The organism is Sphingobacterium sp. BIGb0165, assembly GCF_024810095.1.
GTDB classification, from domain to species: domain Bacteria; phylum Bacteroidota; class Bacteroidia; order Sphingobacteriales; family Sphingobacteriaceae; genus Sphingobacterium; species Sphingobacterium detergens.
This window is the reverse complement of the sequence record NZ_JANUEB010000002.1, coordinates 20725-45849: the sequence shown is the minus strand read 5'-3', so window position 1 is coordinate 45849 and position 25125 is coordinate 20725. Positions and strand designations below refer to the sequence as shown.

Annotated in this window: 19 protein-coding genes; 5 read left to right on the top strand and 14 right to left on the bottom strand. The window is 38.0% G+C overall.

Annotation, left to right across the window (positions count from 1 at the left end):
• Window positions 1-59 precede the first annotated feature (59 nt).
• Window positions 60-464, top strand: a complete 405-nt coding sequence (locus M2408_RS03990; protein WP_259179491.1) for a Dabb family protein — start codon at window positions 60-62, stop codon at window positions 462-464.
• On the opposite strand, the gene M2408_RS03985 is transcribed toward M2408_RS03990, so the two are convergent.
• Genes M2408_RS03985 through M2408_RS03960 form a run of 6 tightly spaced genes read right to left on the bottom strand, consistent with a single transcriptional unit; the run spans window position 457 to window position 6699 of the window.
• Complete coding sequence (locus M2408_RS03985) at window positions 457-1785, bottom strand: DUF58 domain-containing protein (RefSeq protein ID WP_259179489.1); 1329 nt, start codon at window positions 1783-1785, stop codon at window positions 457-459. The genes M2408_RS03990 and M2408_RS03985 overlap by 8 nt on opposite strands.
• Window positions 1785-2774, bottom strand: coding sequence for a MoxR family ATPase (locus M2408_RS03980; RefSeq protein ID WP_120260493.1), 990 nt, complete (start codon window positions 2772-2774; stop codon window positions 1785-1787). Before M2408_RS03980 ends, M2408_RS03985 begins: the two co-directional genes overlap by 1 nt.
• Window positions 2771-3964, bottom strand: coding sequence for a DUF4350 domain-containing protein (locus M2408_RS03975; protein WP_259179485.1), 1194 nt, complete (start codon window positions 3962-3964; stop codon window positions 2771-2773). The genes M2408_RS03980 and M2408_RS03975 overlap by 4 nt, the downstream gene beginning before the upstream one ends.
• Complete coding sequence (locus M2408_RS03970; RefSeq protein ID WP_259179483.1) at window positions 3961-4842, bottom strand: DUF4129 domain-containing protein; 882 nt, start codon at window positions 4840-4842, stop codon at window positions 3961-3963. The genes M2408_RS03975 and M2408_RS03970 overlap by 4 nt, the downstream gene beginning before the upstream one ends.
• Window positions 4835-5746, bottom strand: coding sequence for an ABC transporter permease (locus tag M2408_RS03965; protein WP_259179482.1), 912 nt, complete (start codon window positions 5744-5746; stop codon window positions 4835-4837). Before M2408_RS03965 ends, M2408_RS03970 begins: the two co-directional genes overlap by 8 nt.
• On the bottom strand, window positions 5737-6699 hold the full coding sequence (locus M2408_RS03960; protein WP_259179481.1) for a stage II sporulation protein M: 963 nt from the start codon (window positions 6697-6699) through the stop codon (window positions 5737-5739). Before M2408_RS03960 ends, M2408_RS03965 begins: the two co-directional genes overlap by 10 nt.
• Window positions 6700-6728: 29 nt before the next feature.
• On the opposite strand from M2408_RS03960, the gene M2408_RS03955 reads away from it, so the two are divergent.
• Window positions 6729-7460 carry an RDD family protein gene (locus M2408_RS03955; protein ID WP_259179480.1) on the top strand — a complete coding sequence of 244 codons (732 nt, stop codon included), beginning with the start codon at window positions 6729-6731 and terminating at the stop codon, window positions 7458-7460.
• 226 nt (window positions 7461-7686) lie between these two features.
• Here the strand turns inward: M2408_RS03955 and fabD are convergent, their stop codons facing one another.
• The 3 genes from fabD to M2408_RS03940 all read right to left on the bottom strand — a co-directional run bounded on the left by fabD (window position 7687) and on the right by M2408_RS03940 (window position 13028).
• Window positions 7687-8577, bottom strand: a complete 891-nt coding sequence (fabD, locus tag M2408_RS03950; RefSeq protein ID WP_259179479.1) for an ACP S-malonyltransferase — start codon at window positions 8575-8577, stop codon at window positions 7687-7689.
• A gap of 99 nt (window positions 8578-8676) precedes the next feature.
• Window positions 8677-9906, bottom strand: a complete 1230-nt coding sequence (locus tag M2408_RS03945; RefSeq protein WP_259179478.1) for a pitrilysin family protein — start codon at window positions 9904-9906, stop codon at window positions 8677-8679.
• A gap of 284 nt (window positions 9907-10190) precedes the next feature.
• Window positions 10191-13028, bottom strand: coding sequence for an outer membrane beta-barrel protein (locus M2408_RS03940; RefSeq protein WP_259179476.1), 2838 nt, complete (start codon window positions 13026-13028; stop codon window positions 10191-10193).
• 222 nt (window positions 13029-13250) lie between these two features.
• On the opposite strand from M2408_RS03940, the gene M2408_RS03935 reads away from it, so the two are divergent.
• The gene (locus M2408_RS03935; protein WP_259179475.1) at window positions 13251-13847 is read left to right on the top strand and encodes a ribonuclease HII; all 597 of its coding nucleotides are present in this window, start codon (window positions 13251-13253) and stop codon (window positions 13845-13847) included.
• A gap of 30 nt (window positions 13848-13877) precedes the next feature.
• Here the strand turns inward: M2408_RS03935 and M2408_RS03930 are convergent, their stop codons facing one another.
• The 5 genes from M2408_RS03930 to M2408_RS03910 form a co-directional block, all read right to left on the bottom strand.
• Window positions 13878-16355, bottom strand: coding sequence for a YfhO family protein (locus tag M2408_RS03930; protein WP_259179474.1), 2478 nt, complete (start codon window positions 16353-16355; stop codon window positions 13878-13880).
• Between the two features lie 248 nt (window positions 16356-16603).
• Entirely contained in the window at window positions 16604-16921 is a 318-nt protein-coding gene (locus tag M2408_RS03925; RefSeq protein WP_077437339.1) for a YbjQ family protein, read from the bottom strand.
• A 4-nt stretch (window positions 16922-16925) separates the two neighbouring features.
• Complete coding sequence (locus M2408_RS03920; RefSeq protein WP_259179472.1) at window positions 16926-17612, bottom strand: TrkA family potassium uptake protein; 687 nt, start codon at window positions 17610-17612, stop codon at window positions 16926-16928.
• A 105-nt stretch (window positions 17613-17717) separates the two neighbouring features.
• Entirely contained in the window at window positions 17718-19508 is a 1791-nt protein-coding gene (locus tag M2408_RS03915) for a TrkH family potassium uptake protein (protein WP_259179471.1), read from the bottom strand.
• 123 nt (window positions 19509-19631) lie between these two features.
• A complete protein-coding gene (locus tag M2408_RS03910) occupies window positions 19632-21527 on the bottom strand; it encodes a hypothetical protein (protein WP_259179470.1) in 1896 nt (631 codons plus the stop codon).
• Window positions 21528-21622: 95 nt separating this feature from the next.
• Between M2408_RS03910 and M2408_RS03905 the strand changes: the two genes are divergently transcribed.
• A complete protein-coding gene (locus M2408_RS03905) occupies window positions 21623-22660 on the top strand; it encodes a hypothetical protein (protein WP_259179469.1) in 1038 nt (345 codons plus the stop codon).
• Window positions 22620-25076: a hypothetical protein gene (locus M2408_RS03900; RefSeq protein ID WP_259179467.1), complete on the top strand. Its 2457-nt coding sequence runs from the start codon at window positions 22620-22622 to the stop codon at window positions 25074-25076. Before M2408_RS03905 ends, M2408_RS03900 begins: the two co-directional genes overlap by 41 nt.
• The last annotated feature ends 49 nt before the right edge of the window (window positions 25077-25125 follow it).

Here is a 25125-nt window from a genome sequence, read left to right as displayed (position 1 = left end):
AGGGATACAGCAAATGTATCCCTTTTTTTGTACCTTACTATCTCTAAACCGTATCATAAATGAAAAGACGCAATTTTTTACTTGCACCTATGGTGCTCGTCACCGCACCTTCATGGGCAAGTCCGGCTCAGTCAGGTAATGACTTGCACCCCAACACAATTGTCCATGTTGTTAATTTTTGGCTGAAGAAAGATATCAGTGAAAAAGATAAAAAAGATTTTGTCGGTTTCTTTGAAGAACTCCGAAAAATTGATACGATTAAAACGCTCAATTATGGAGTTCCAACACAAACAACCGCAAGACCTGTTGTTGACAGCAGCTTCGATTATACATTGATTGTAACATTTAAAGACCTTAAAGATATTGGCATTTATGAAACACACCCAATTCATCTAAAAGCCATTGAGAAATACCAGCACTTTTGGACAAAAGTCATGGTGAAAGACACAACTATTATTAAATAAGTCCACGCGCTTTTATTTCTAGATATTTATTGATGGAATTTATCGTCAAATTTTCCGGAGCAGTGTAAATGGTCTGAAACCCATTACGGATCAGTTCCTGTACAATAAGTTGCTTCTCGTAGATAAATTTCTCAGCAATAATTTGATTATAGATCTCAATAGTCTTTTTGGGTGAGCTTTTAGCCAAATCTTCAACCTCAACATTTTTGAAGACCACCACAACAATGATATGACTCCTGTTTAACATCGACAGATAATTCATCTGTCTTCTTAGCGAGTCTAGCGTTTCAAAATTTGTATAGAGAAAGATCAGCGAGCGTTTATTAATATGTGCATTTGCATAACTATAAAGTTTCCCATATTCAGGTTCATCAAATTTTGTAACAACCTGATATAAAGCTTCCGAAATCTTGAGCATCTGATTATTCCTTTTTTCAGCAGGAATAAAAACGTTCACATCTTTTGAAAAGGTCAATAATCCAGCGCGATCTTGCTTTAATATTGTTGCATTTGAAAGCACCAATGAGGCATTGATTGCATAATCCAATAGTGTCAACCCCTCAAAGGGCATTCGCATCGCTCGCCCCAAGTCAATAAATGAATAGATCGGCTGCGACTTCTCCTCTTCATACTGATTGACCATTAGCTTTTTGGTTTTTGCTGTTGCCTTCCAATTCATACGACGATAATCATCGCCTTGAACATACTCCCGAACATGGTCAAACTCCATCGCAGAACCAATACGGCGGATTCGCTTTATACCCAATTCGTTTAACCTATTGCTCGTTGCTAAGAGCTGATACTTTCTCAACTGAATATACGATGGATAACATGGAATTTCCTGAACTTGGTTGGTCACAAATCTCCGTTTGAAAAATCCAAAACGTTTCACCAATGCCATACATCGACCAAACTGGTATATCCCCCTTTGTGTTGGCCGCATCAAATAAGAGATTTCCGAACTTTGATACGCGGACAAACGGGTAGAAAATTCGTTGTTGCGAATTTGAAGCTGTATTGGAAATTCCTCTAGGATTTCTATAATAGTTGGAAATGGATAGAAGGAATTCACAATTAACTTCATTGGATTTTCATCGCCATTGGACAGCTTCTCAGGATATACCCTTGTGATTTCAATACGCCCCTTGCCTGCAAATAATACAACGAAATCAAAAATCAATACAGCCAACCATAGCCAAAAGACAATCCATGCAACAATAAACAATCCCTTAATAAAAAAGGAAATTGCAAAGAGTGTTGCTATCCCCAATAGAGAATAGAAAAACTGATTGGTTAGAAAAAGCTGCTTCAATTTTCTCATTATCTTGGAATTTCTACCGTATTAATGATTTGGTCAATAACATAAGAAGTTGTAAAGCCCTCCATTTCCCGTTCAGGAGTCAGCATGACACGATGTCCCAAGACTGCAGATGCAACCCTTCTAATATCTTCAGGTGTTACAAAATCTCTTCCACTCAATGCTGCAGACGCTTTGGCAGATTCCAATAAGGCAATAGAAGCCCGCGGTGAAGCCCCTAAAGTTAAGCTTGGATTGGTACGCGTCTTTATGATCACTTGAGCGATATAGCTTAACAATTCTTCGTGTACAAAAATTGATTTGATAAGTCGCTGAAATGAAAAAATTTCTTCCGCTGAAACCACACTGTTTACTTGATCCTCTTTATTCGATGCTTTCTGCGCATGATGCTCTTTCAAGATCTCTAACTCTTGCTCAAGTTCTGGATAATTCACATTGATCTTAAAAAGAAAACGATCTAGTTGTGCTTCAGGCAATCGATAGGTTCCTTCATGTTCGATCGGGTTCTGCGTAGCGAACACTATAAATGGAACTGGCAAAATATAGGTATTTCCATCAACAGAAACTTGATGCTCAGCCATACTTTCAAAAAGTGCCGCCTGTGTTTTTGCAGGAGCACGATTGATCTCGTCAATCAAAACAATATTAGCAAAAATAGGCCCTTTGCGAAATTCAAATTCGTTGCTTTTTAGATCCAAGATAGATGATCCTGTCACATCTGAGGGCATCAAATCTGGGGTAAACTGAATTCGTTTAAAGTCACTACTGATTGTCTTGGCTATCAATTTTGCGGATAAAGTCTTCGCAACACCAGGTAACCCTTCTATTAGCGAGTGTCCGGATGCTAAAATCGAAATCAGCAACATATCAATCAATTGATCCTGTCCGACAATAACCTTCTTTACCTCCGACTTTACTTGAGCCATTTTATCATACAAAACCGAAATATCAATTCGGTTTTCAAAAGATATATATTTATCGAAGTCACTCATATCATTTTTGCTTTATGTTTAAAATCTTCTATAGTTTCATTAATCTGCCTTAATCCGGCCACATCATTCTGCGGTGTTCCTTGCATCCGAATTATTAATCTGATTAGCTGTTGTGTTTCAGCCAGAGAGACACCAGACCTTTCTGCCAATTCTTCACAAAAGTCCTCTTCTCTTAACGCTAAGGTATCCATATGAAAACGGTTCCGTATATCGTGTAAGAAATAGTCTATCTTCTTATCAACCATATTACCCGGTGTGCCGTTTTCGTAATATAATGTTGCAATTGTCTCACAAAATTCTTTGGAAAGATTGGGTTCAGGTTTAGCAATTTCCACTGCACGCTGCTCCCTTTTACTCTTAAACGCAAGCAAAAGAACAAGCCCCCCCAAAAGTACATACCATGCTTGCCTTAATCCCGGATTGGTCAATAGAACCCGTAATGGGGTACTGTACTGAGCGGTGTTCGCCTTAAAATCATACCATGCAATAGGTTTATCATTTAAATAAGATAATGATCTTGCAGCATAAGCATATTGAGAGGCTGAATTCAGTAGATAATAATTTCCAAATAAATCGGGAGTCACATGCAAATAAAGTCTGCCCTTGCCAATCTGTACCTCAACAAAATTAGGCAGCAAATAATCCTGATAAGTGATCCCACCCAGAATAGTTGCGTTCTTGGGGAGCTTACTAAAGACAGTACCTAAATCTGATTTTGCATAATGAATTTTACTATTATCGTTAGTCAGCTTGACTCTTAAATGGTTTTTAATATCAACGCCCTTTTTATAACCATAGAAATCAAATACCTTAATGGCCAAGGAATCCAAAAGATAATAATCAATCGTTTCAGCAATAATCATTGCCTTTCCTCCTCGAGACACATAGTCAAGTAATTTATTTTCCGCTGCTTCACCCAAGGAGAAATATGAAGTATAAAATAGAAGGTTCTTATCCGTTCCTTTCGTACTATCCAGATATTGATATAATGGACGATTGACATCCTCATTGTGCTGATCAATAATATGTTTCAATTCATTTCTGAGCACATAAGCTCCAAAAGGATTTTTATCTTTCGCATCGAAAGTCCGATCCCAAATAATTGGTTTCTTGCTGGTCATGTCGATGATACCAATCAGTAACAGGACGATTCCCAATAATATCAATCCAAATTTTACTGATCCCTTCATGTAATTTGATTTTGATATTGGTTAAACAATTGTTCATACTGGCTAAAATCTGAAGCATTTAATTCAAATTGCCCAAACCAGACATAGTCAAATATTCTGGTACATTCCTCGAATCCCCCACGTAGGGTATTGTTCTGTATCTCATTAGCAAATTCAGTATTTGTTTTACTATGCTTCCACTTAATGTGACCCGTTTGTGCCAGCTTTTGAATATTCAATAATTGTAGATAGCGAATGCCCAGCGCATAATTTTTCTGCTCAACAGCATCATTAATATATTGTCTGAGATCGCTGTTCATCAAGTTTCTCTCCACATAAGCCAATGTATCCAGGGCATCTTCTTCCCGCTCATGTTTAATGAAATATTGATTTTTATTATACAGCACTTTATAGAGAACAAAAGCCAACGCGATTAACGCTAAAAAAGCAAAGACATAACCAAATTCTTCGTTAAATTTATACGGATTATCAGGCATTATATCCCCCAGCCATTCCGAAATACGGGATAAAATACGCTGCAACACGCTTATTTTATCTTTGATATTCTCGGAATACACAAAATCATCCTGTTCATATCGTTTGATAATTTCAGGATAGGGATCCATCTTAAAAACCCGTTCCTGGCTATATTTAGGAATAGAATCAAATAAGTGGGAATCCCAAAGTGCATTTTCACTATTGTCAGCTTTTGCCATTGCAACAGAATCCATTGCTACAGAATCTACGGCGATACCCCCAGAATCCAACAAGGGCGTAATAGAGTCAACTGCTACTGAATCAGCATCATAGGCTTCCGAATCTTCGGTTCGCGGTTTCGGATCGCAGGCGCTTAGTGACAGCATAAATATAAAAGAAACAACAAATAAAATTCTATTCATTTTTGCCTCCAATCTGGTCAATTATACCATAAATACGTTCACCAAATTTGAGATCCTTTGCAGTTTCATAAATTATACCATTGGCCAGTACACCTGCCATATATAAGAAAAGGGTAAACAATGTAATAAACATCCCTCCCAAAGTCATTAACAATTTTCCCCAGGACGAATCAAAGAAAGCTGCGTCCAATCCTAAAAAATTGTAAGATATAAGGGAAATAATTATCATGGGAATTATAGAAATCATCATGACGGCCATTTGGAAGATAAAATTGACGATATACGTTGCAATACCATATTGGATCAGCTTTTTGCTTAGCATAACATAGGAATCAGTAAAACAGCTTCCCAGATCAGAATACCCCTCACGGTAGAACAAGAAGGAGCTAAATAACCAGATTCCCACGATTGACATCAATATACCAATCGCAAAACTCCCAATAAACGGAATAAAGGCGGAGAGGGCAGCAACAATCGCAAGGGGTATAAAAACAACAATTAACGCCAGAACCATCGCAAATAAGAACATAAAATAGCGACCTAGATTTGCTCTAAAATTTTGTAGGACCTCTTTTCCTGTAAATAGTGTGTTTTTACGTTCTTTCAGAAGAAGAAAATATTCAATTGAAATACCATAAACATATAAACCAAGTCCAATTAATGCTAAAATCAGTAATCCGGCCCAAGTGAATCCATCAATATCTTCGAATGAGCTACTGCTTGCAGAAAAGGTGATTTTCGTTGAGAGGAAATAATATACCAATGCTATTCCAGCTAACGGTAATGCGGACAGCCCAAATATTGTTGTCACAAAATGTTGATAGATCAATTTAAAAAGGTCAATAAAGCTCTGGACAAAATCGCCTATCTTTCGTTCTTTCTGAAATTCAAATTCTACTTCCATTGAAACCGTTTTGCTAATCGATAGGGGTTAATAACATAAAAGAATAAGATAGCGATCAAGGATAGGAGTATGATGAATAGACTAAGCCATATCGACACATCATAGTATCTAGTTACAAAGCCCTCCAATGTACCTGCGACGATAAAAAATGGTATTGTACTAACCAGTACTTTCATAGCAATCTTAGCTGTCTGAACAAAAGAAGCCATCCGGGTATAAGATCTTGGGAACAATATGCTATTTCCGATCGCCAGTCCACAGCCTCCCGCAACAATGATCACCGAGATTTCGATAGTTCCATGAATCCAAATAGCCGACATCGCTTTTCCCATTACACCATATTGGAAGAACATCTGATGAAAAGCACCCAGCATAATTCCATTGCTAAACAATACATAGCCCGTTCCAATACTCAGAAACAATCCAAAGGCAAAAGCCATAAAAGCCACCCGAACATTATTAATCGTAATCCAGATCGCCGAACCAAAATTACTTCCTTTTCCATAGACCGCAGCAGGATCGCCAGCTTTAATGCTCTCGATTGTCGAATCAACATAAAAATCGCCTAAGATAAGCCGAATGAAATCTATATCATACATCGCTGAAAGAAAGCCAATAGCCGAGGCAAGTACAAAAATCAAGAGCGAATAAAAAAGTTGCCGACGGATTGACCAAATTGCCTGCGGAATCTCTTCGTTAATAAAAGATTTGAATTTATTGTTAGAGGCTTTTCGATCTTTATAGATTTTTTGATGCGCGGTTACTGCAAGTTCATTTAAGTAACTGCGAACCTTACTATCTGGATAAAATGTTTGTGCGTAAGCCAGATCATTTGTCAGCTCAATATAATTTGAAGCCAGTTCGTCCGGATCAACCTGCATATTAATTGACAAATTATTTTCAATTAACGTCCATTTTTCTTTATTTCGTTCTACAAATGATGCTTCTCTCATTAATTTTTTTAACTGGCTAAACCAAATATATGAATAAGCTTGAGATAAACACAGCACAAAATGTAAAAATCCAGTATAATCTTGCTAGCCTAGGTTCGAGGATGATCGCATTTGCAATAGACTACTTTATTATCGTGTGTTACTTTTTCTTTTGTATGTTTCTGTTGGATGCATTAGATATCACGAGTAGAGACCCTTATCTTTTCTACGGTATTATTATGGGGATGACGTTACCTGCATTTTTTTACACCTTGATTACCGAAACGGCATTTGGCGGTCAGACCATTGGTAAAAAGATCATGAAAATAAAAGTAGTGAAGCTCGATGGCTCTCGCGCTGACTTTTATCAGTATCTATCACGATGGACATTATCGATAGTAGATATATGGATGACCATGGGTGGTATTGCGATTACCGCTATTGTTCTATCCAAAAATGGTCAACGCATTGGAGATATCGCCGGAGAAACATCTGTCATTAGTTTGAAACCTAGTTTGAAGCTCAGTGATACGATTTATGAAGAGACCTTTGAAAATCATCCTATTTTATTCCCCCAAGTCATTAAGTTGAGCGACAAAGATGCAAATGCGATCAAAGAGGTTTATCAAACGGCATTTGACAGGAGAGATGTAGGAATACTGACAGCCTTGGTGCAACGTCTCGAGACGGTTATGGAAGTTAAACATCCTGAAAAAATGACACCTAATGATTTCGTTTTACAGGTCATGAAAGATCATTACAGCATGTTTAAAGATAAATAGTCGGAATAATACGTTATTGAGCCTTACATTTATTTGGTTCAGCAATGGGTATTAGCAAGAAGTACTACGGCTTTTATACGCTAGCAACCGAATCAGTACCATTAGAAGGCAAGGCAAAGTTTATGCGCCCTCAATTCGCGTTTTGTAAAGAAGACACGGTGAGATTTTAAGTATAAGAAAAGGGCCGAATAATCGGCCCTTGATATCTTTTTAGCTAGCACAACTCTTAAGCTGTTACCGAAGCAGCAGAAGTTTGTACCTGACGATCTACTTTCTTAACTAAACCTTGCAAGACATTTCCCGGCCCTACCTCTACAAATGCAGTAGCACCGTCCGCAAGTATATTTTGTACAGTCTGTGTCCAACGGACAGCCCCGGTCAACTGTGCAATCAGATTTTGCTTAATAATAGCGGGTTCCGTTTGTGGCTTTGCGTCAATATTTTGATAAATAGGGCATCTTGGAGATAAAATATCAGTCGCTTCAATGGCAGCTTGTAATTCAACTTTAGCAGATTCCATCAATGGCGAATGGAATGCACCGCCAACATTTAATTTTAAAGCTCTTTTCGCTCCAGCCTCAGTCAACAAAGCACAGGCTTTATCTACACCTTCTATTGATCCTGAAATAACCAATTGTCCCGGACAATTGTAATTCGCTGCTACAACCACCTCATCCACTTTAGCGCAAATTTCTTCTACAACAGTATCTTCTAAGCCCAAAATTGCAGCCATTGTTGAAGGTTGCAATTCACATGCTTTTTGCATGGCATTCGCGCGTTGGGATACCAATTTCAGTCCATCTTCAAAACTTAAAGCTCCTGCAGCAACCAATGCTGAAAACTCCCCTAAGGAGTGCCCAGCCACCATATCTGGCTGAAATGAGTCCCCTAAAGCTTTAGCCAAAATAACAGAATGCAGAAAAATTGCAGGCTGTGTTACATTAGTTTGTTTCAACTCCTCGTCCGTACCGGAAAACATAATATCCGTGATACGAAATCCTAAAATATCATTAGCCTTTTCGAACAAAGCTTTTGTTTCTTCATTTAAGTTATACAGGTCTTGTCCCATCCCAACAAATTGGGCTCCCTGACCAGGAAATACATATGCTGTTTTCATCTGTTATATTTTTTTCTTTAATGGCTGATGAGAGCTCGCAAGCTCGGTTTCATATTTAAGAATTACTGTAACCGCAAATATATAGAATTCTATCAAATATTAATCTTCTGGAACAAAACTCAATGACAGCATCTTCTTAGGATCAAATACATCCTGTGCAATGGCCAGGAGATTAGTGTTATTTAAATGTTGGATTTTTTCGATCACTTCATCCAATAATATAACACGATCGTAATCCATCACATTTTTAGCTGCTGAAATAATCATACTCATCCGATTCTCTTCAGTTAAAGCAATTTGACCGATAAACTTCTGTTTTGCTTTCTTCAACTTGATATCGGATAGGGATTGATCGCACATTTTAGATAGCTCTTTAAACACCAACTTTTTTGCTTTTTCAACCTTTTCTTCATCAGTTCCGAGATAGATGCTAAATAACCCTGTGTCCGAAAAGATCGTGTAATTAGATTCGATGGTATAGGCAATTCCGTATTTTTCTCGAATGGATAGATTAAGGATAGATCCCATCCCCATTCCTCCCAACATATTATTCAGAAGCAACAATCCTGTTTTACGCTCGTCACGATAATCATAGGCCAATGAGCCGAGCATATAGTGCACTTGATTAATAGGTTTGGGAATCTCAATATGTTGTTCTATAATTGGACTAACGTCATTTCTCATACGCGAAATAGTATTTTGCGTTATTCCTCCAAAGACTTTATGTAACAGCTTTTCGACCTCTTTCAACCTATAATTACCTGTAATACCGATAACCATTTCGTGAGTATCATAATTAGATTGCATAAAATCCGTAATATCGTTTTTTTGCAATGCTAAAAGCTGATCTTCAAGCCCTAGGATGTTATGACCCAAACCCGATCCTTTAAATATAAGATCTTCAAAATCGTCGACGATAGATTCTTCTGGGCTATCCAGGTAAGACGCCATTTCATCAACAATAACCGATTTTTCCTTGTCCATCTCCACCTCAGGAAAAGTAGAATGAAAGAAAATATCCTCAAATAGATCCAGCGCTCGATTGAGATAAGGCTGTAGTATAGAGGCATGAACACAAGTATATTCTTTTGTTGTATAAGCGTTCAGATCTCCTCCGACAGACTCCAGATAATCAATAATCTGTTGCGTTGAACGTTTCTCCGTTCGTTTAAATAGAAGATGTTCAATAAAATGAGCGACACCAAACTTACCCTCGGATTCGTCCCGTGATCCCGCATTAATAACCATACACACATGGGTTACTGGCAAATTTTGATATTGGAATACCACACGTATTCCATTTGAAAGTCTAATGATTTCGTACTCCATTCAGTTTATGAAATTTCTTTAATTGATCTATTCTCACTTCTGTAACGCATTTCCTCCTCACAAACCGACCAAGTTTCCTTATTTTAGGATAATGAGCGAAAAGATCCCCCAAATATATGTTTTACAGTCCACCCATTATTGCAATAATAGCGCAAACATATTGTATACCATAGGTCAAACTTAACCATTTTGGTGTATTTTCAGCAAAACTAGGGATTTTTAAACGCAAAACGGTCATAGCGAAATCACTATAACCGTTTTTTAGCTAGCTTTTTTTGTTAGGTCTACATTCGAGGTCTTCTCATACCTCCATGAGAATCATCCCCCCCTTGAGGGTTCCCCATAGCAAACTTCTGGAATTTATAGGTGAATAGCAGCATAAAATAACGTCCAAGGCGATTCGTACGACTATCCATGATCATGGATTCGTTCACTGTTCTAGATACATTGGTCTGTTCGTTCAGCAAATCAAATGCCTGCAGACGTATAGTACCACGTTGTTCCTTTAAGAACTTTTGCTCAACATAAGTATTGATAACAAATGGATTTGCATTGATTCCCGCACCATAACCACTATTAAACTGTTTTGAAAGATCTGCCCCAAAAATTGTTGTCGGTGTAATATTTATTGAACCAATCAAAGTCGGTGTCCAAGAAGAAACATTGGTTGTTCGATTTGTCAATGAATTTTCCGTATGATTGTATTGATAACGAACACCAGGATTTATTTCTAGATTTTCGGAAGGATTATACCTAAACATCAAGCCCTGATTAAATACAATATTGCGGGCAATATTTTTTTGACCAATATTATCATCCTTCTCCGTAGAAATATAACCTATATTTTTGTTATAAGAAACTCCTCCCATCAACATAATATTGTAGGTTTTTTCTTTCAGTGATTTCCCATAATGATAAAAAGAACTAACATTAAATGGTTTGTCATTAGTTTCATTCAAATACCGTGTTTCGGAAATTAAGGTGGAATTTGTTTGTCCTGTCTGATAATCTATTAAATCATCAAAATAACTCTTGCTAAGGCTCACAATTTTATTATTTGTCAGGCCAGCATTGACAAAAGCGAAGAAGTTATTCCCTTTCTGAAAATCATTTTTGCGAAAACGCATATTCAATTGGTGGCTAAACTCGGGATTTAGATTTGCATTACCGATTACTATACTCGTACGATTTGTACTCATATCAAAGGGTAGAATCTGGGTAACTGACGGTTCATTTGGCGTGCCGGAATAGTTCACAGAAATATTAGATTGACGAGAGAACTTATACTCAAATCGCGCAATTGGCATCCAATTCATATTGTTTCGATGTATCGGAACAATTAATCCCGAACTGATTGCATCCCCCCGCAATTGAGACGGTTGTGCAGCTGCCCCAATGGAATAGGTGATTTTATCGCCATTATATAGATAATTAGCACCTACTTTATGTGTTGAGAAAGAATAATCATAATTATAATCAAAATTCAATTTAGGATCATCAGCAATCAGATCCCCAGCCATATTACGACCTTCCTGTCTATTGGAATTATCATATTTATTCTTGTTGAAATCATAGGTAAACTCTAATCTTCCTTTTTCTGAAAGTGGCTCTGTATAGTTCAATGAAGCCCCTGCGTTCCAGCTTTTATTGCTGGCCTCTAAAATCGTTTTCTCATAAATCGAACTTAAAGGAGCATCTGCATTATTGGGATCTGCCAATAACCTATCCAAGATTGCGTTTTGGTCCTTTTCTGTTTTTGCATTATTGAAGTTCATGTTTACAAAAACATTTCTGCCTTTATCATTCAGTTTACGATTGTATAATCCGCTGACACCAAATCGAGGAGCTGTCGAATTAGCGGTTATATCCTGTTTTTGTGAATTGTTAAATGCGTTGTTGCGATAGGTAGTTGATTCAGAAAATGTTGTTACATCACTTTTATCATAACCAAACTGTGGTGAGATTTTAATATAGTCATTGGCTGAGGGTTTCCACTCCACATTTGCCTCAAAACGATGACTACCGCCAATCGTGTTGTTATTAGAAGTAACACTATCCGTTTGCATGATATTGGGAAGCGTGTTTTCCTGAAATCGCTGTGACAATGTTGTATTATTGCTGTGGCTATAACTATAGCTACCATAAGCAGTCAGCTTATCAGAAAAATCCTTGCGAAAATTAAGCCCAATGGAACCTATCTTAGTAAGGCCATCTGAACCACCAAACATACCTCCACCACGGCGTCCACCACCACCTTGACCACGTCGAGCGCCACCACCTGTTGTATTGAAATCAAACAAAGGTGCATTGGTATTGTTTAAGTTCCCTAGTACAGAAATCTGCTCTCCTTCACGCATCCCCATCCACATTCCTGTTGCCTGATAACGATCCTCAGTACCATAACCTGCACGGAGCGTTGTCATATGACCTTGGTTATATTTGGGATCGATCTGAATGTTTAGTACTTTTTCGGAATCGCCGTTCTTGTTGCCTGTAATATTGGCCATATCACCATAATCATCAATGATCTGCATTTTCTGGATAATATTTGCGGGAAGATTTTGCGTAGCCGCTTTTACATCACCACCGAAGAAGTCCTTTCCATTGATACGAACACGCTTCACCGATTCGCCCTGTGCGGTAACATTTCCATCTTTATCTACCTCCACGCCCTGCAATTTTTTTAATGCGTCTTCTGCAACGGATCCCTCGCGCAACTTCAGATCCTTCATGGTGTATTCCAGCGTGTCACTTTTCACAACCACTGTCGGCACACCGTCCACAACGACTTCTTCAAGCATTTGCGAGTTCTGCTGTAAGGTCAAACTTGGGATAATGTATTTTACCTCCCCCTTAGGGAAATCGAACTCCTTTTCAAAACGTTCAAACCCTAAATTCGAAACGGTAATCTTAAACGTATCCGCCTTGATCTTATCAAATATAAAAATACCAGCCATATTTGAACCTGCGACCATGGAATCTAATTTTGAAGTCAACTTAACTGTTGCTCCAGCGACAACTCGGTTCTTATCGTCTTTCAACATTCCTTGTACGCTTCTCGTCTGGCCATATACAGTCCATCCTGTTAACATACTCAACAAAAAAAGCATAAAGCCTCTCATAACGCCTATTTTTTATTTCTATAATTGACAACCTATTTGACCGAATGCCCCAGTTTAAGTTTAACCAACTCCTCTTTTTTCTATTCACAACTGCACATTCTAAATCTTTACAAAAGAAGATATTATTAGTGTTAATTAATGTAAAAGGCCATTATTCACACAGAAGTTACAATGCATAACTCTAATTTTATTTGTACTTTCGTTCATTTACAGAACTAGAAAATGCTATTATCATATTATCAAGATCAACAGATTGAAGCTGGATGTGACGAGGCCGGCAGAGGCTGTTTGGCAGGCCCAGTATTTGCTGCAGCAGTAATTTTCCCTGCTGATTATCACCATGAACTTCTGAACGATTCGAAAAAGCTAAGCGAGAAAAAACGGATGGCATTGCGTCCAATTATCGAACGGGAAGCAATTGCCTATGCTGTAGCGAGTGTCTCCGCGGAAGAAATTGACCGCATCAATATTCACAATGCCAGTTATCTTGCCATGCATAAAGCATTGGATATGCTACTAATAAAAGCAGAATATATTATTGTGGATGGAAACAGGTTTATTCCTTACCAAGAAATCCCCCATTCGTGCATCGTAAAGGGCGATGGAAAATATCTGTCTATTGCAGCAGCCTCTATCTTGGCCAAGACCTACCGCGACGATTACATGGACAATATTGCTTCGGATTATCCCGCTTATGATTGGCTTAATAACAAAGGCTATCCGACCGTAAAGCATCGGACTGCAGTGCTCGAATATGGTTCTACACCGCATCATAGAAAAAGCTTTAGAATAACTGACCCACAGCTCAAATTATTCTAAAGCTTTAACCTTTAAAAAAGAAACAGCTTGCTATGCAGCTGTTTCTTTTTTTGTCTCCCGTAGTGAGAAATATGCCGCCGCCGCTACTCCTAATCCAAGGATAATCGACGATATTAAAGTCAAAAGATTACCCATCTTATGTGATTCTGGATCAAAGATAAATTCGACTTTATGTGTCCCTGATGGCAACTGTAAGGCTCTCAGCAAATAATCTGCACGCATAATTAGTATTTCCTTTCCATCGACATAAGCCTTCCATCCTTTATCATAAAACACTTCAGAGAATACCGCAAATGCGTCATTGGTAGCCGTATATTCGTACTGCATTTTATCAGGATGATACGATGTCAGTTTAATTTCCCCTGTTGTAGCCGCGCTCGAAGTTTTTGCTTTGATTTCATTCTGGTACTGTTGATTCACAAAAGCTTCTTTACGTGGATCAAAAGAGCTAATCGCCTGCATTTCCTCTGCATTTCCTTTTACAAAAGTCACCTTGTCTACAAACCAAGCATTTCCAGCTGCGGTGCTCCGTCTCACAATACGCTGCGATTGATTTTGAGGATCTGTTGTGATTAAATAACGTACATTGAACATGTCCAGTACGTCTTCATTAAGCGCCCCATTGAATTGGTTCTCTAAAACTTCCTGAAAACGCATTAATTTAGCAGCATGATAGCCTCCTAACGACTTATGGAAATACGAAGGCCGGGCATCAGAGAATGGATCAGTCGTCAAGTCAAGGACGCGATAACTTAGATCCTTATCCATCAAAATCAATTGATCAACTTCGCGTTGCTGGAACACCTGCTGTGCAGTTGCACCTTTCTCCATAAAGGATTTATCATTCAAAAACCGTTTATCTACGCTCCACAAATCGAATAAGAACAAGATAAGCAAGGTACCCAATAAAACACCTTCATTAAGCTTTTTCTTAAGGTAAAACCAAACAAGTCCGAATGTAAGCAAAATAATCACAAAGGAGCGGTAAGCATCTTTACTCGCAATATCTTTACGATCCAATACCAATTGATTCACCAACTCTGTTGCTACAGACTTATCGCCAATTTCTCGGGAATAATGCTCTATTAAATTATTATGTTCCCCATTTCTAAAATTCAAGAATAGATCAGGCATTAAACCAATTAGTAGACAAACGCCACCCACACCTACAAATGTATAAAGCACCTTCTTATCCAGGTTTGGAATTTCTTTGGCCCGTGTCAATAATTCATTCACCGTCATAATGGCCATCAATGGTACTGTGATTGAAACAAGGACCAGGATGGATTCAACAGCCCTAAACTTGTTGTACATCGGGAAATAATCAAAGAATAAATCAGAGACCAATGTAAAATTCTTTCCAAATGACAAAAGTAATGCTAATACTGTGGTCGTTAATATCCACCATTTGAAACGGTCTTTGACAATGACAAGTCCCAATATGAACAGGAAGAAAACACCAGCTCCAAAATACCAAGGACCCGAAGTAAAACGTTTGTCGCCCCAATACGTTGGCATACTTTGCGCTATCTGTCCAGCTTGTACAGTTGACATCCCCTTGTCCGTGAAAAATTTGGCAACATGCGATTTTTCGTCCAATTGACCACCACTAGCTCCGCCATAAGCATTAGGAATCATAAAGGTCATGGTCTCGCCAACACCTTGGCTCCATTCATAAGCATATTCTTTATCAAGTCCTTTTGCTTTTGTATTATTATTGTCAACCTTCGTAATATTAGCATGGCCACGTGTACTTAGCTTACTGTACTCCCAAGTAGGCAATAAAATGGAAGCATTGACCATTAAAGCAATGATAACCGCAATCACCTGTCTGCCGGAGGCAATAGAGAACTCCTTTAATTGTTTTTGTTTGATTGCATCGACTAAGGTAAAAATAACGTATACCATCAACGCCATTAACAAGTAATAAGTCGTCTGCAAGTGATTGACACGTATTTCCAAGGAAAGAAATAACGCCAGCAGTACCGGTCCCCATAACTTACTCCCACGATAACACATAATCACCGCAGCAATAACAGGTGGTATAAAGGCGATTGCATTTGCCCTGGTAATATGTCCAGCTTCAATATAAATAAAGTTGTAGGAAGTAAAGGCTATTGCAACTGCGCCCACCGCAGCAAGCCAGGGTTTGATGCGTAATACGCTAAAAAGAAAGTAGGCCCCCAATAGATAAAACAACACTGTGTCCATCGGACTTGGAAAGGCAAACTTCACAGCTTTCAACAAGTAGGTACCTATATTATTTTCATTTGCCTGCCAGATTTGATAGGTAGGCATTCCTCCAAACATAGAATTCGTCCATAAAGGCGCCTTTCCATCTTTGGCTTTATAATCAAATAATTCCTTTTGTCCAGCTTGCGCCTGTACTACATCTGATTGAGCAAGTGTCTTTCCCTGCCAAACGGGTGTGAAATAAAAAAATACGAGCGCAATAAATACCGCAATAACGATCAAATGTGCTGAATTCGCCTTAAACCAATTTTTCATTTATCCTCTTAGGTTGTTTAAAAGTCTTAAAAGCCAAACTTAGATAAATTTGTTTTTATATACAATTATAATTATGCGCAATCTATTAAATACAGTTCTCTTAGATGATGAAAAGAAATAAACCTCCAATTGCTATGATTCATCAAAGACAGTTTAGCCTAAAAATGCAGGGGAAATGAATAACGATGGATTCACTCCCATCTTATTTATAAAAAAAATGCCCTAATTATATTAGGGCTATCTTGAGTTTATTTCATTTTAACGGCTGTCCCCGTTGCTCCTACCATCATCATTCCCCCTGTTCCAACAGTTTGGAAATCCAATCGTACGCCAACGACTGCGTCAGCTCCCAATGCTTTCGCGCGATCTTCTAACTCACGCAACGCAGCCTCACGAGTCTCCTGAAACGCCCGCTCATAGGAATTGGATCGACCACCAAAAAAATCTCTAAATCCAGCCATCATATCCTTAATGGCATTTGCTCCCAAAACAACCTCTGAAGAAACAATCCCCAAATAACGATCGATCTGGTGTCCCTCGATAACACTTGTTGTTGTTAATAACATAATTTTATTCTCCTTTTTGAATTAACTTATTGATATTGGATAATTCACCAAAAACAACTAAGATATCCCCTTCCGCCATGACCGTTTCAGATGTGGCAATACCAGATGCTTCCTTTTGCTCTTTGGTGATTCCGTCTTTTTTTGTCTCTGTAATTTTCACTGTGGTCAGCACAATAATTTTATAAAGATTCGTCAGATTAGCCTCGCGTAGCGTCATACCAACATAACGCTGTGGAACCTTTGTTTCAACAATAGAATACCGATCTGAAACCTTAAAGGAATCAACAATATCGATATTGTCCAACCGCATCGCCAAGCGCTCTGCAGCCTCTTCTTCTGGCATAATATACTCATTGATCTCCATTGCTTCCAGAACTGTTTTCTGCAAATCGGATACGATACGGCCAATTATACGCTTTACTTTTAATTGTTTTAGGAGCGCTACAGTCATGAGAGAAGCTCCCTCATCTTCCCCAATAGCGACAATGACAGCATGTGCATCTTTCAAAGGCAGTGAAGATACAGCCTCCCGATCTGTTGTATCCAAACATACAGTATGTGTGATCTTATCTTTGAGCTGCTCCACTATATTTAGACTTTTATCTGCTCCAATCACTTCATGACCGAGTTCAGTAAGATGAACACCCAATGAACGCCCAAAATGCCCTAACCCTAAAACAATATACTTCATAACTCAAACTAAGATAAATTTATTGCATTTACAAGTACAATCGCATCGCATACTATTAAATCAACCTCTTCTCTTCCAAATTTATGTGTAAAAAAAAGAATGCATTTAAAACAAGATCTTCTCTTCCGGAAATATAATATTCCGACGTGTCGTATTTTTGATAAAGGCAACCAATAATGTTAACATACCTACACGACCAACGAGCATGGTCACCACAATGATCAGTTTTCCTCCCATACTTAAGGAAGGTGTAATACCCAAACTCAAGCCACAGGTCGTATATGCCGATAACGACTCAAACAACAAATCTTTCATACTTTTATCTGGATCAGTAAAAATAAGGACAAAAAAACTGAGCCCAACGACAATAAACGATAATAAAATGATTGCAAAAGCCTTATTGACGGATTCGCTTGCTATTCTTCGTTTGAAAATTTCAATATATTCCTTACCCTTTGCTAAAGAAATAATATTTATAATAGAAAGTGCTACTGTTGTCACTTTAACTCCGCCTCCAGTAGACCCCGGAGAGGCCCCTATCCACATCAGTAACATGATCAGAAAAATAGTTGGAGCTCCAACAAAACTTAAATCAATACTATTGTAACCTGCAGAACGCGCGGCATTTGCCATAAAAAAAGACGTCGCCCATTCGCCATCTAAGCCCTTTTCTAAGGAAAGCGTATTCTTCCGTTCCAAAAAGTAAAAGAATAGTGTTGCAGCAACAATAATAATCGCATTACAAAGTAGAACTAACTTGGAGTTGAAGCTAAAACTCCAGGCTTTATGTTTGTAATTTTTCTTCGTGATCAAACGGTGGTACCACAGTAATATAGATTCCTTTATATAGGTATAAAAGTTGAGCACAATTCCAAAACCCAATCCCCCAAGAATAAACAACGCGGAAAGAGCCAATTGAAATGGATAGTTGAACTTATAGGCATCATTGGTAATTCCTCCAGACAAAATAGAAAATCCGGCATTACAGAAAGAAGAAATGGAATGAAAAATTGAGAAGAAAATCATACTACCCATATTCGGGAAGTTAGTTCTTTCCAAGGTACTAAAAATCAATAATGCACCAAGAAATTCAAACAACAGTGTAATAAATATTATGGTCAACAATGTTTTAATGACTGAGGCCACTTTATTTTCGCCCAATATCTCACCAAACATCAGTTGGTTTTTAAATGAAAATCCACCGGAGAAAAAATAACCAAAAAAACCTGTAAAAGTCATAATTCCCAATCCACCAACCTGTATCAATACAATAATAACTGTCTGACCAAACATGCTAAAGTTGGTGGAAATATCTGCTACGGACAATCCAGTTATACAAACAGCACTAGTGGCCATAAACAAGGCATCGACAAAACTGAGCGGAGCTTCAATCGTTGTTCGCGGAAGCATCAATAGGACTGTCCCTATTAGGATAAGCACAAGAAAGCTGATGACAAATAGTATGGTGGGATTAAAATAAAAATTATCGAAAAAGAGTGTGCTTTTTGATAATTCGGCAATAAAAATAATATAAATCCCTAAATAAATCCACTGTTCGCGTGAAAAGACCGATAACGCATCAATCCTAGCAAAACGGGCAATCAAAATAAAAATAAAGTAAATCAGGATAAACAACCCAGAATAATGTTCAACAGCAATTTTCTTCAGGGCATAGATGGATGAAGATTCCCGCAATGCAATCATAAAGAAAAGCACGAAAAATAGGTAGTGAATGGTTTTACCTAGCAAAATACCCAAAGTTGGATCTGTAACATAACCAACATTGAAAATAACTATCGCAGCACAAATCATGCTCACATAGAACATGATCTTATCTACAAGACCGTTTTTATATTTGAAAACAAATCGAACAAAACTTAATATAGAATCTACCATTATAAACCGCAAACTAAGATAAATTTGCCTTTATTCAAAAATCAATCAACGTCTAATCCCCTAAAAGCATTTTATTTTCACGTGAAACGGAATCTACCAATGTCTTTCGCTACATCTCCACTTTTAATCCCCAGGCTTTTCTTTCTCTAATTCCTTTTCAGCCTTCTCTCGATCCCGTTTTCGCTTTTCCTCTATTTTGGCAGCCGCTTTTGCTTCTTCCTCCTTCTCTTCTTTTAGCAGCTCTTCAGCGGTTTTATGTTTTTTGAATATCCCTGAGAATAATTTCTTCGCTTTCTCCACACCACTCACTACCTTCTCAACACGATCCGCTGTATTCATCAATTTTGCCTCGCGCTCTGGCCCTAAACCGACACATTGTTTAATTCCCATCAGCAAACTTTGCCACATTGCCTTAAAAAAGGGATGATAGGGATCTCGATGTTTGTTGATATGCCCCACAGTATATTTACCATAAAGGTCTGGGTTTCCCGGATTAAATAAAACCTGATTGACCATAAATGAAAGAAAGCCCTTCTTTTCTCTACGTCCGTCATCACCTGTTTCAGACAGTATATTAACTTTTAGATCATTGTAATCCATTTTAAATGTCCCCTTACTCCTGTAGTCATTAGCCCATACATCAAATACGATTTGTTTCAGATTACCGGATTTAACCTCAACATTCAGCAATGGTCGAATCATTTTATTGACAGCGGTTAAATCCATCTCCCCAAGACTACCCTTATAGGTATAAGCGCCAACCTTGGAGGTCATATCAAAGACAAAATTGGTCAAGAGCTTTCCTGAATTCATAAAATTAGTGCTCACATTAGCACGCATAAGCTTTTGCTTGAGTAACTTTGTCGAATCATTTGTCACATTCAATATGGTACCATAGGTATGATCAAAAGTAATAGTTCCGATTTGGCTATATTGATCACTCATCTCAGAATAGGAAATACCAATATTATCCAGAATCAGCGAATCAATTCCCATTCTAGTTGACATTTGCATCAATTTCATATGCGGTGCATTTCCTATTTGTCGGGTAGCAGCGCTCTTATAGTGCTTATCGCTATAGATGGAAAGTTGCCCATTTTTTAAGAATGCTTTTTGTGCATAAACCTTTTTATCTCTGGAAAGTTGCCCAAAATTGAACCCGGCCAGTTGCAAGGTGTCCATTTTAAAGACAACATAGCTTCCACCTTCCCCTTTCTTCTTATAATAGGCCGCCTTGTTTAATGTCGGTTGATAAGCGACCTTGGTCAGGAGAACATTCCTGTCTCTACTATTGATATTAAGTTTATCAAAATTGATTTTATAAAAACCATCCGGAGTTTTATAAGTAAAACCAGGCACTTCGATATCTATCATCTTCGTATGATAAAAACGTTGTCTGTCTTGTTCCGAAGTTGAATCAATAAGGACATCATCAATCCGCACTTTCACCCTTTTTATCTCAAAATCCTGATGAACACCCTTTTGTACTTGCGTATATTTAAAATCAATATTATTCAAATTGACAGCCTCAACATGAATCTTCTTTAAATTATCTTTTATTTTTTCGTACAAGGGTTTCTTAGGCCCCTGACTTACAGTATCGTTATAACTATGCACCTCATTGATAATATGTATCATTGGCGTATCTACGGTGACATCGTGTAGGAAAAGCTCTTTATCCATTAAGACCTTACGGATGCCAAAGCTTTTAATCTTAAGCTTGTTAATGATTATTGCATATCGATTATCCGGAGCCTTTTTCATAAGCTCTAATTTTTTATACACAACACTATCTGGAATTAAATGAAGGTTATCTATGGTTAGATTTCCCAGCGCAAGATTAACATGAATATCGTCGTAGTGAACTGTATACAGACTGTCTGTAGCTTGCAAAACCAGCTGCTTTATTTTAGTATCTAACAACGGTTTCCATTTATTGCTAAAATACATAATGCTCCCAGTCAGAGCCAGGAGGATAAACACAACAATTCCAATGATCCACTTAAAAATAGGCTTCATAAAGTCACAATCTCTTTGTAATTTAGTCTTTATTTATTGAATAGCAAACAAGATCAATTCCCCTTTTGTTTCAAATACTACTAAATAAAGCAAATATGCAGCTCCGAATACGACTTTTCTTATTTCTTGTACCGTTTTGGCTACTTATATTCAATTCCTGTTCAAATTCCAAACCCGAAACAGGCTTCTATTTTTGGAAAACAGTCTTTCAACTTGATACTGTAGAACACCGTGCGCTAAAAGAAGTCGCTGCTAAGTCCATATATACACGAATTATGGATATAGACTTTGATCCTTCCGGTGTTCAGGCTGTTCCCATTAGCCCCATTACCTTCTCCCAGCCTGTACCTAAAGAACAAGCTTTAATACCAGTCGTATTTATCAATCAGCGCATCTTTTCAGAAATGGACAGCTTACAGATAAGGGCCTTAGCCAATAAGATTGTCCCATTTGTCTCCGCAAAAATTAAGCAGGCTGGCAAAGAAAAATTCAACGAATTGCAATTGGACTGTGATTGGACACAGACATCACGCGACAAATTCTTCTACTTGCTTAATTACCTACAAGAATTGCCTGATTTAAAAGATGTTATTATTAGCTCAACCTTAAGATTACATCAAGTTAAGAATACGGTTACAAGCGGTATTCCACCAGTAAAGAAAGTGACTTTAATGTGCTACAACATGGGCAATTTACGCCAGTTTGGAAACCAAAACTCCATTCTGAATCAACAGGATCTAAAGACATATTTAAGTGGTACATTACGCAATTATCCAATGCAAATGGATATTGCACTTCCTTTATTTCAGTGGTTTGTGGTTTTTAGAAACAATAGTTACATTGGCATTTCAAAATATATTAGTGAACAGGATATCAATAATAAAGCCATATTTACACGCAACCCAAAAAGTAATTTATATATTTTAATTACCGACCTTCCAAAAGCAAACCTCAAAAAAGGAGATGTTGTCCGATTTGAGCAGGTAACTCAAGAAGATCTTTTGCAAACGGCAAAATTTTTGAGGGGAGAACTGAAAGGAAAAAAACATCAGATTATTTTTTATCATTTAGATCAAGCTACATTAGCAAATCATGGCAATGCCGAGTTACAAGAAATTATTCGTGCTTTCTAGCACCACCCTCGCTTTCTTTTTTGGGGAGATTGCAACAAATATCGCTTGTGGGCCCGAAGTGGATCCCTATGACAACCAAACAACTTACTATCTTCCGAATCTTGAAGACAACGGGTTTTCTGCATTTCAATACATCCCCTATCAATTTCTTTATACCGAAGAAGCTCCAGTCAAGGAAAGCATCGTCAACAGCGAAACTTGGGCTAAACACCTCGGGTCAGGTGTAAATGTAAAAGATATCGAACAATTGATGTACTACAGCGACTCAGCAACGTCTGATCTGGTCGTTAATCAGAAAAGATCATCCTGGAGCAATCTTCCGGATTCTATCAAAAGAAATACATTTTTACAAACCTTAGTTGATGGTAAACATGAACCTGAGCGAGCTTACTTTGTTTTCACAAAAAAACAAGAGCCCATTACCAATGTTCAGCACAATTACTGGGATCCCGATACGCGGAATTTTAAAGAGATCGTACACTATGCCGAACTCGCAGAAGCACAGATCAACAAGCATAAAAAAAACAGTTTCCTTTTTGTGCGTTACGCTTATCAGGCCGCTCGTTTATATTTATTCGGTCAGGAATATGCCAAAAGTATTGCTGTCTATGAGAAATACTTACAACCTATAAAAGGGAATGAAGCAATCTTAAATTGGGCACTTTCCAACTACGCTGGTGCTGTCCGTAAAAATGGGGATGGGGCTAAAGCGGCCTACCTTTTCTCCAGGCTATTTACAGCAAGCCCCGAAAGACGGGTTTTGGCGTACGCAAATTTTCATTATATCACAGCTTCTGACACCGAGATTTTTCAATACGCCAACACTGATGCAGACAACTTTAACATTAATGCCATTATTGGTTTCGGTACAGGAGATCGTACCATGAAATATCTAAATGCGTGTTACAAGCTTGACCCGGCCAATACTGTAAATGCAGTTCTGCTGGGAAGGGAAGTCAACAAAATAGAAGGCGAGATGAACGAATCTTTTTATATCGGTTATGGCGAAAACTACAACTATTATGCTAAGAATGAAGACAAAAGCGCCGTTAAACAGCATTTGGATTCACTTCGCGATTTCGCATTAAACCTCTATCAAGACAAAAAATACGTTCAGCCACAACTTGGCCTGATTACAGCAGCCTATTTAAGCTGGATGAATAGAGAAAATGATCTAGCAAAAAAATATCTTGCTCAGGTAAAGGAAAATGAATTGAATCCTAGGTTGGGCGATCAGTATCAGATTACAGTGCTGCTTACGCAATTAGCCGATTGGCAAACCAGTAAACAGATTGATCAGCCAAAGCTGGTCAAAACATTAGCGTGGCTGGAGCAGAAAGCCAAACAGGATGGCAAAAATTCAAGTAACAAAAAAGAATGGAGCTATAGTGCTTTCGAATACAGCAATTACAGTCTGATTGCTAGAAATATCCTCCAGAACCTTGTCGTCAAACATTATCTCAACACTCAGGATACGGCGATGGCAAGTTTAGCCGCTGTTAAAGCCGACATCTTCTATAATTATGGTATCGCCAAAGATTCTCTTGAAGACAACATGCAGTGGTCTACCATGCATTTTTGGGAAAATAACCTCACGCCTAAAACATTATTAAAAATAAGGGCACTACTGTCAGACAACACACAACAAAATATATTATCCCGCTTTTTATTGGAAGATATCAAGCATTTTAATAGAGATTATTTGACAGAACTACTAGGCACGGCATACCTACGGGAGCTTGATTTTCAAAAAGCGGCAACAACATTACAGGCACTTCCTAAAGATCACAAAATAAAGGAAATAAGGAATTCGTACAATGAAGATGAAACGGATGTTATCCCCAGTCCATTTATCGTCACCATCAACGACTATCCAAAGAAATATGGAAAAGAGAATACAACTAAGTTAAAATATGCTGAGCGTATGGCCCGATTGGAGAATGCCATAAAAAGCGAAAAAAACAATCAGAAAAAAGCCGACTATTACTTTCAGATGGCCACAGGCATTTATCAGACCAGCACCTACGGAAACGCCTGGTCTCTAGTATCGTACGATTGGTCATCCTCAGACAATCATGCTGCCACAACAATTCACTGGCAACGGAATTACTTACAGACAAAATCAGCAAAAGATTGGTATAACAAAGCCCGTTCACTAAGCTCAGATAAAGAGTTTAAGGCCAAATGTACCTTCATGCTCGCAAAATGTGAACAGAAGGATTTTGTTTATACGGATGAAACACGCTGGCAATATTATGACTCCCCATTGAAAAATCCGTTTTACCGCTTTTCACTACAAAATAAATACTTTAAGGAATTAAATACACAATATAAGGATACGCCCTTTTTCAAGATGGCTTCAAGAGAATGTACCTACCTGAGGGACTACATGAATCTGACCCAGGCTATAAAATAAAAGCACTCTTACTTAATAAAAAAAGGTTTCCATATGGAAGCCTTTTTTT

Bases quoted from the DNA above. Each gene is read 5' to 3' on its own strand.
- M2408_RS03990 (WP_259179491.1), top strand. From the start codon at position 60: ATGAAAAGACGCAATTTTTTACTTGCACCTATGGTGCTCGTCACCGCA.
- M2408_RS03985 (WP_259179489.1), bottom strand. From the start codon at position 1,785: ATGAGAAAATTGAAGCAGCTTTTTCTAACCAATCAGTTTTTCTATTCT.
- M2408_RS03980 (WP_120260493.1), bottom strand. From the start codon at position 2,774: ATGAGTGACTTCGATAAATATATATCTTTTGAAAACCGAATTGATATT.
- M2408_RS03975 (WP_259179485.1), bottom strand. From the start codon at position 3,964: ATGAAGGGATCAGTAAAATTTGGATTGATATTATTGGGAATCGTCCTG.
- M2408_RS03970 (WP_259179483.1), bottom strand. From the start codon at position 4,842: ATGAATAGAATTTTATTTGTTGTTTCTTTTATATTTATGCTGTCACTA.
- M2408_RS03965 (WP_259179482.1), bottom strand. From the start codon at position 5,746: ATGGAAGTAGAATTTGAATTTCAGAAAGAACGAAAGATAGGCGATTTT.
- M2408_RS03960 (WP_259179481.1), bottom strand. From the start codon at position 6,699: ATGAGAGAAGCATCATTTGTAGAACGAAATAAAGAAAAATGGACGTTA.
- M2408_RS03955 (WP_259179480.1), top strand. From the start codon at position 6,729: ATGAATAAGCTTGAGATAAACACAGCACAAAATGTAAAAATCCAGTAT.
- fabD (WP_259179479.1), bottom strand. From the start codon at position 8,577: ATGAAAACAGCATATGTATTTCCTGGTCAGGGAGCCCAATTTGTTGGG.
- M2408_RS03945 (WP_259179478.1), bottom strand. From the start codon at position 9,906: ATGGAGTACGAAATCATTAGACTTTCAAATGGAATACGTGTGGTATTC.
- M2408_RS03940 (WP_259179476.1), bottom strand. From the start codon at position 13,028: ATGAGAGGCTTTATGCTTTTTTTGTTGAGTATGTTAACAGGATGGACT.
- M2408_RS03935 (WP_259179475.1), top strand. From the start codon at position 13,251: ATGCTATTATCATATTATCAAGATCAACAGATTGAAGCTGGATGTGAC.
- M2408_RS03930 (WP_259179474.1), bottom strand. From the start codon at position 16,355: ATGAAAAATTGGTTTAAGGCGAATTCAGCACATTTGATCGTTATTGCG.
- M2408_RS03925 (WP_077437339.1), bottom strand. From the start codon at position 16,921: ATGTTATTAACAACAACAAGTGTTATCGAGGGACACCAGATCGATCGT.
- M2408_RS03920 (WP_259179472.1), bottom strand. From the start codon at position 17,612: ATGAAGTATATTGTTTTAGGGTTAGGGCATTTTGGGCGTTCATTGGGT.
- M2408_RS03915 (WP_259179471.1), bottom strand. From the start codon at position 19,508: ATGGTAGATTCTATATTAAGTTTTGTTCGATTTGTTTTCAAATATAAA.
- M2408_RS03910 (WP_259179470.1), bottom strand. From the start codon at position 21,527: ATGAAGCCTATTTTTAAGTGGATCATTGGAATTGTTGTGTTTATCCTC.
- M2408_RS03905 (WP_259179469.1), top strand. From the start codon at position 21,623: ATGCAGCTCCGAATACGACTTTTCTTATTTCTTGTACCGTTTTGGCTA.
- M2408_RS03900 (WP_259179467.1), top strand. From the start codon at position 22,620: ATGGCAATGCCGAGTTACAAGAAATTATTCGTGCTTTCTAGCACCACC.